Raw genomic sequence first — 917 nt, 5'->3', positions numbered from 1 at the left:
TAAAAGAGTCTTGATGCTTGGTAGTAAAGGCGGTGTTGGCGTGTCAACCATCAGTGCTTTTTTATCCCACAGCTTAAGCCAGCAAGCGAGCTTAAAAACGTTGCTTGTTGAACACGATACACTGGCATTAAATTCGGATATTTTCTTGGGTTTAAAAGGACTAAAAGCGCAACAAAATAGTATCGATTTAAACCAATCTGAGCTCGATGCCGCAATTGCTGGGAGCTATGTACACCCGATCAAAGACAAGCTTGATTTCCTTGCCCTTGAAAAGAACATTGCATGCATTAGTGACCATGCAGACTCTCTATTTAGAATTTCTAATGAGCTGGTGGATCAGTACAACTTCATCATAGATTCATTGCCTTTAAATGCGATAAACGAACTGACTTCAGAAGACATCAATGAAAGATACAACCGCATTTTTGTTGTTTGTGAACCTTCTGTTGCCTCGTTACGCGCTTACCACTCGATAAAGAAAAAATTAGGAAAGGCCGAGCATCGAATCATTTTTTCTATGACTCGATCGCAGAAGGATTACATGATGCCTCTCCAAGGCGCCAAAGAAAAAATTAAAGCGAAAGACACCATTGATTTTGTTTATGAAGCCAATTTAGAAAAGTTGATCATCCAACAGGGCATTCACAACACGGCGAAAATTAAGTTCACCCCAGCTATTGCAAATATGGTGAATTCGCTGACTGGTAAAAAAGTCAAAGTGCAGAAAAAGTTCGCGTGGTTTAAGAAATGAATCACCTAAAAGAAGTTTATATTGACATAAGAGACGAAATCTTTGACGCGCTTGATGCCGCTTCTTTAGTCGATGTCGAGCCATTAGAACTTGAAAGCCAACTAAAAGATTCCGTCAATATTCTTATCGAGAAAAAGCAACTGCAAATCAGCAGTTTGAAGCGTTT

At 39.5% G+C, this 917-nt stretch carries 2 pseudogenes; both read left to right on the top strand.

Features of this window, described 5'->3' with window-relative positions:
* Positions 1 to 751 (top strand): annotated as a pseudogene (locus tag R7Z77_RS24505) (AAA family ATPase); the annotation flags it as partial.
* A pseudogene (locus R7Z77_RS24500) lies at positions 748 to 917 on the top strand (CpaF family protein); the annotation flags it as partial. The pseudogenes R7Z77_RS24505 and R7Z77_RS24500, both read left to right, overlap by 4 nt.

This window comes from Vibrio sp. 1401 (assembly GCF_033340295.1).
Note: the sequence above shows the minus strand (reverse complement) of the source record. Positions and strands in the feature narration are given on the sequence as shown.